The sequence below is a fragment of the Candidatus Erwinia dacicola genome (genome assembly GCF_001756855.1).
Taxonomy (GTDB): Bacteria; Pseudomonadota; Gammaproteobacteria; order Enterobacterales; family Enterobacteriaceae; genus Erwinia; species Erwinia dacicola.
In genome coordinates, this window is sequence record NZ_MAYS01000209.1 from 1 (window position 1) to 5,573 (window position 5,573).

Annotated in this window: 4 protein-coding genes and 3 pseudogenes; 6 read left to right on the plus strand and 1 reads right to left on the minus strand. The window is 51.3% G+C overall.

Features of this window, described 5'->3' with window-relative positions:
- Positions 1 to 97: 97 nt before the first annotated feature.
- Positions 98 to 265, minus strand: a pseudogene (locus tag BBW68_RS16080) (IS91 family transposase); the annotation flags it as partial.
- 118 nt (positions 266 to 383) lie between these two features.
- Here BBW68_RS16080 and BBW68_RS19625 point away from each other — a divergent pair.
- From BBW68_RS19625 to BBW68_RS18330, 6 genes and pseudogenes are all read left to right on the plus strand, one after another.
- Positions 384 to 671 (plus strand): annotated as a pseudogene (locus BBW68_RS19625) (transposase); the annotation flags it as partial.
- Positions 671 to 851 (plus strand): annotated as a pseudogene (locus tag BBW68_RS20585) (integrase core domain-containing protein); the annotation flags it as partial. The pseudogenes BBW68_RS19625 and BBW68_RS20585, both read left to right, overlap by 1 nt.
- 132 nt (positions 852 to 983) lie before the next feature.
- Complete coding sequence (asnS, locus tag BBW68_RS06445) at positions 984 to 2,384, plus strand: asparagine--tRNA ligase (RefSeq protein WP_070134488.1); 1,401 nt, start codon at positions 984 to 986, stop codon at positions 2,382 to 2,384.
- Positions 2,385 to 2,680: 296 nt separating this feature from the next.
- The gene (gene ompC / locus BBW68_RS06450; RefSeq protein WP_070134489.1) at positions 2,681 to 3,769 is read left to right on the plus strand and encodes a porin OmpC; all 1,089 of its coding nucleotides are present in this window, start codon (positions 2,681 to 2,683) and stop codon (positions 3,767 to 3,769) included.
- 181 nt (positions 3,770 to 3,950) lie between these two features.
- Entirely contained in the window at positions 3,951 to 5,141 is a 1,191-nt protein-coding gene (locus BBW68_RS06455) for an amino acid aminotransferase (protein ID WP_070134490.1), read from the plus strand.
- Positions 5,142 to 5,298: 157 nt separating this feature from the next.
- Positions 5,299 to 5,571 carry a hypothetical protein gene (locus BBW68_RS18330; RefSeq protein ID WP_148127571.1) on the plus strand — a complete coding sequence of 91 codons (273 nt, stop codon included), beginning with the start codon at positions 5,299 to 5,301 and terminating at the stop codon, positions 5,569 to 5,571.
- Positions 5,572 to 5,573 lie beyond the last annotated feature (2 nt).

Here is a 5,573-nt window from a genome sequence, read left to right on the forward strand (position 1 = left end):
CTGAAAACGATGTGATCGAGGCGCTGCCACTCAGCGCTTAACAGACATATTACCGGACCGGAAGGCTGGATCTGAATTTACACCACCTTGACGGACTCGACCCGCAGCAGTAGCGGCGCACACCCATAGCGCAGGTGCCGCAGGCGCGCATGCGCTCAACGGCGAGTGGGGTCCACTGGCTGACGCTGTCGCCATGTTTTTCGAGATAGCGGTTCCAGCCGTCATCGATGGTGAAAAGGAGTTTGGCGGGACGCGGGATATACATGGAGCTGAGTATAAAGCGGAGCTCCAGTCATGCAAAGCACCGGAACGGCGAAGCCGTGACGTTCGCCCTGTAAGGGCGCTACGTTCAATATATGTTTAACACTAACGCCAATTTTGAGATAACCGGGATCCTTTTAGGGCAAGAAGTCCGTAAGCGTAAGACTTCTCAGGAGAAGATCGCCATTATCCAGCAGACGATGAAGCCGGGCATGAATATTTCCCATGTTGCTCGCCTGCACGGTATTCAGCCCAGCCTGCTGTTCAAGTGGAAGAAGCAATATCAGGAAGGCAGCCTCACCGCCATTGCTGCCAGAGAAGAAGTTGTGCCAGCCTCTGAACTCACAGCAGCGCTGAAGCAGGTTCGAGAGCTCCAGCGCCTTCTGAGCAAAAAGACGATGGAAGTTGAGAGCCATTCGTGAAAACGATGAAGGAAGACTATATCGCGTTCATGCCAAAACCGGAGGTGAGAACAGCACTGCGAAACCTTGCAGCAACGTTCACACATTATTAATGAAAACTACCCGCACAGCGCGCTGGGGTATCACTCTCCGAGGGAATACCGGCGGCAGCGGGCATCGTTAACTTAAGATACAAAAGTTGTCTGGAGATGACGGCTCAAGATCAAGCTTCCGGGAATTTCTCTTGTTTCTCATCGTCTGGCAAGTAACATAGCAAGACCCTAATTTTGGGGTTATTCAGATTAATAGTGAGAGACTTATATGAGTGTTGTGCCTGTAGCGGATGTACTGCACGGCCGGGTCGCGGTTGACAGCGGAGTCACCGTACGTGGCTGGGTACGTACACGAAGAGATTCAAAAGCCGGTATTTCCTTTATTGCCGTTTACGACGGTTCCTGCTTTAATGCCGTTCAGGCTGTGGTCAATAATTCTCTAAATAATTATCAGGATGAAGTATTGCGCCTGACCACCGGCTGCTCGGTTGTGATTACCGGCAAAGTGGTGGAATCCCTAGGTGAAGGCCAGAGTTTTGAAATTCAGGCCACGGCGGTCGAAGTGGTTGGCTGGGTTGATGACCCTAATACCTATCCGATGGCGGCAAAATGCCACAGCATTGAATATCTGCGTGAGGTTGCTCACCTGCGCCCGCGTACCAACCTGATTGGTGCCGTCGCCCGCGTGCGTCATACGCTGGCCCAGGCATTACATCGCTTCTTCGATGAGCAGGGTTTCTTCTGGGTTTCTACCCCGCTGATTACCGCTTCCGATACCGAAGGTGCCGGTGAAATGTTCCGCGTTTCCACGCTGGATATGGAAAACCTGCCGCGCACACCGCAAGGCAAAGTCAATTACGACAAAGACTTCTTTGGTAAAGAAGCGTTCCTGACCGTCTCCGGCCAGCTGAACGGCGAAACTTATGCCAGCGCGATTTCTAAGATCTACACATTCGGTCCAACCTTCCGTGCAGAAAACTCCAAGACCAGCCGCCACCTAGCAGAATTCTGGATGCTGGAACCGGAAATGGCGTTTGCCAATCTGGAAGACAACGCCGCGCTGGCGGAAGCGATGCTGAAGTATGTCTTCAAAACGGTACTGGAAGAGCGCGCCGACGATATGGTTTTCTTCGCTGAGCGCGTAGACAAAAAAGCGATTTCGCGCCTGAAAAAATTTGTGACTACTGATTTTGCTCAGGTAGATTACACCGAGGCCGTTGAGATCCTGCTAGCATCCGGCCAGACCTTCGAAAATGCCGTTTCTTGGGGTATTGACCTATCTTCCGAACACGAACGCTACTTGGCCGAGAAACACTTTAAGGCACCGGTGGTAGTGAAGAACTACCCGAAGGATATTAAAGCTTTCTATATGCGTCTGAACGACGACGGCAAAACCGTTGCCGCGATGGATGTTCTTGCCCCGGGTATCGGTGAAATCATCGGCGGTTCCCAGCGTGAAGAGCGTCTGGATGTGCTGGATGCTCGCCTCGCCAAGATGAGTCTGAATAAAGAAGATTACTGGTGGTATCGTGACCTGCGTCGCTACGGCACCGTGCCACATTCAGGTTTTGGTTTAGGTTTCGAACGATTAATCGCCTATGTCACCGGCATACAAAATGTAAGAGATGTTATCGCCTTCCCGCGTACCCCGCGCAACGCGACCTTCTGATTTCTACATTAAATATAAAAATTCATGTATATACTAAGGCCAGCCTCGCTGGTTTTTTATTTTTATAAATTTAGAGTTCCCTCACAAAGAGCCGTTATTTTTTATATTTTGTCATGTATATTTTCTATTTGTAACAAAAATAAGACATTGGTAGTATTTTGGTGCTAGATTAACAAGGCTGTGAATGGAAAGGTGCGTGCAGACACAGGAAGACACCAAACTCTCATCGTAGTTCTGCAAATAATTATTGACGGCAGTGGCAGGTGTCTAAATAACTCCAATGAGGGTAATAAAAAATGATGAAGCGCAACATTCTTTCAGTAGTGATCCCAGCTCTGTTGGCTGCTGGTACCGCGAACGCTGCAGAAATCTATAACAAAGATGGCAACAAGCTGGACCTGTACGGTAAAGTTGATACGCGCCACAACTTCTCTGACAACGTTGGTTCTGACGGCGACCAGACTTATGTTCGTTTTGGTTTCAAAGGTGAAACCCAGATCAACGATCAAATCACTGGTTACGGTCAGTGGGAATACAACCTTCAGGCGAACGTTGCTGAATCTCAGGGTACTTCGGGTTCTGAAACTCGTCTGGGCTTCGCCGGTCTGAAATTCGGTGATGCAGGCTCATTCGACTATGGTCGTAACTACGGCGTTATCTACGACGTAATCTCTTACACCGACCAGCTACCAATCTTCGGCAATGACACCATGAACCAAGGAAACGACAATTTCATGGTTGGTCGTTCAAATGGTTTGGTTACCTACCGTAACAACAACTTCTTCGGTCTGGTTGAAGATCTGAGCTTCGCTATACAGTACCAAGGCAAAAACAAAGGCCGTGATGTGCTGCACGACAACGGCGACGGTTGGGGGGCTTCTGTAGCTTACGACACCGGTATGGGCGTGAACGTAGTAGGTGCATATGCCTCTTCTGACCGTACTAACCTGCAGGCTGCTGACGGTAAAGGCGATAAAACTGACCAGTGGGGCACCGGCCTCAAGTATGATGCTAACAACGTATATTTGGCAGCATTCTACGGCGAAGCACGCAACACGACTGCATACGGCAACACTGTGCGTCGGATTGCTAACAAAACTCAGAACTTCGAAGTGGTTGCACAGTACCAGTTCGACTTCGGCCTGCGCCCATCCATCGCTTACCTGCAGTCTAAAGGCAAGCAGCTGGATGCAGTCGGTACCTTCAACGGTGGCGATGCAGACTTGGTTAAATACATCGAAGTTGGTACTTACTACTACTTCAACAAAAACATGTCTACCTATGTAGACTACAAAATCAACCTGCTGGACGACAACAACTACCCCCATTCTCAGGGCGTAGCGACTGACGATGTTGTTGGTGTTGGCCTACAGTACCAGTTCTAATTAACCGCGGCTCCGGTCTCGGTTAACAGAGTATCAAACGGGGCTTCGGCCTCGTTTTTGTTTTCTTCCCTTCTCACCCCTCTTTATGCTGCATTTTTCACGCAAACGGTTGGCAATTTACCCATTCTGACGGTAACCTGAGTCATCATTTCGCTTTAGATTAAGCTAACGGACTTCGACTATGTTTGAACGTATTGCAGCTGCACCCGCCGACCCTATTCTTGGTTTAGCCGATCTGTTCCGTGCCGATGATCGCCAGAATAAAATCAACCTCGGTATTGGCGTGTATAAAGATGAAACCGGCAACACGCCGGTACTGACCAGCGTGAAGAAAGCTGAGCAGTATCTGCTGGAACACGAAACCACCAAAGACTATCTGAGCATTGATGGTATTGCTGATTTTGGCCGCTGCACCCAGGAACTGCTGTTAGGTGCCGACAGCACCCTGATTAGCCATCAACGTGCCCGCACTGCACAGACCCCTGGTGGTACTGGTGCCCTGCGCGTGGCGGCGGACTTTATCGCCACCCAGACGCCTGCCAAACGCATCTGGGTGAGTAATCCAAGCTGGCCGAACCACAAAAATGTGTTCGAAGCCGCCGGTCTGGAAGTGTGTGAATACAATTACTACGATGCGGCGAATCACTCGCTGGATTTCGATGGCATGTTAAACAGCCTGAATGCCGCTGGAGCCGGTGACGAGGTGCTGTTCCACGGCTGCTGCCACAACCCCACCGGGATTGACCCAACGGCTGAACAGTGGTCACAGCTAGCTGAGCTGTCGCTGGCGAAAGGCTGGCTGCCGCTGTTTGACTTCGCCTATCAGGGCTTCGCTCGCGGTCTGGAAGAGGATGCTGAAGGCCTGCGCTCCTTTGCTGCCACCCACCAAGAACTGATCGTTTGCAGCTCTTACTCGAAAAACTTCGGCCTGTATAACGAACGCGTGGGTACATTCACGCTGGTAGCCGCTGATGCTGGCGTGGTAGATACCGCCTTCAGTCAGGTGAAAGCCACTATCCGCGCCAACTACTCTAACCCACCGGCACACGGTGCGGCTGTGGTTGCGACTATCCTCAGCAACAGCGCTCTGCGCGTGCTGTGGAAGCAGGAGCTGACCGCAATGCGCGAGCGCATTCAGCGTATGCGTCGGCTGTTCGTCAACACGCTGCAGGAGAAAGGGGCGAAAGGTGACTTTAGCTTTATCATCGACCAGAACGGTATGTTCTCGTTCAGCGGCCTGACCAAAGATCAGGTGGTGCGCCTGCGCGATGAGTTTGGCGTGTATGCGGTGAACTCCGGGCGCGTTAACGTTGCAGGCATGACCCCCGACAATATGGTGCCGCTGTGTGAGGCGATTGTCGCGGTACTGTAAATGAGAGAAGGCTGACCGGAACAGAGGGTCAGCCCCTGCATTGCATTGCCCTACGCCAATTTCCAAACGAAATGCAACAAAGTGATCCACCGATCAGTTACGGATAAAATAGCCGTATTGACCCTATCGGAGATTCTGTTGCATGAAGGGAGAACATTTGACGGAGCTCGCACTGCACACTTCGCTTGGGGTTATCAGCGGAAGACTGCAGAAGCTTTTTGATATTACTGTCAGCAAAAATACCCTCTACCGCTATATCCGCAGGGATAGACTGGCAGGTGGTGGACTTTATCTTCAGCTGCCTCACTGGGGAAAACGCTATCGGTATGACGCCGGGGAACCCCAGCGCAGCGCCATCCCTGACCGCGTGGGGATTGAGCATCGCTCGGATGAGGCAGAGCTCAAACGGCATCTTGTAGTGGCACACTGATA

Excerpts from the sequence above, each read along its gene's own strand:
- ompC (WP_070134489.1), top strand. The coding sequence starts at position 2,681 with ATGATGAAGCGCAACATTCTTTCAGTAGTGATCCCAGCTCTGTTGGCT.
- asnS (WP_070134488.1), top strand. The coding sequence starts at position 984 with ATGAGTGTTGTGCCTGTAGCGGATGTACTGCACGGCCGGGTCGCGGTT.
- BBW68_RS06455 (WP_070134490.1), top strand. The coding sequence starts at position 3,951 with ATGTTTGAACGTATTGCAGCTGCACCCGCCGACCCTATTCTTGGTTTA.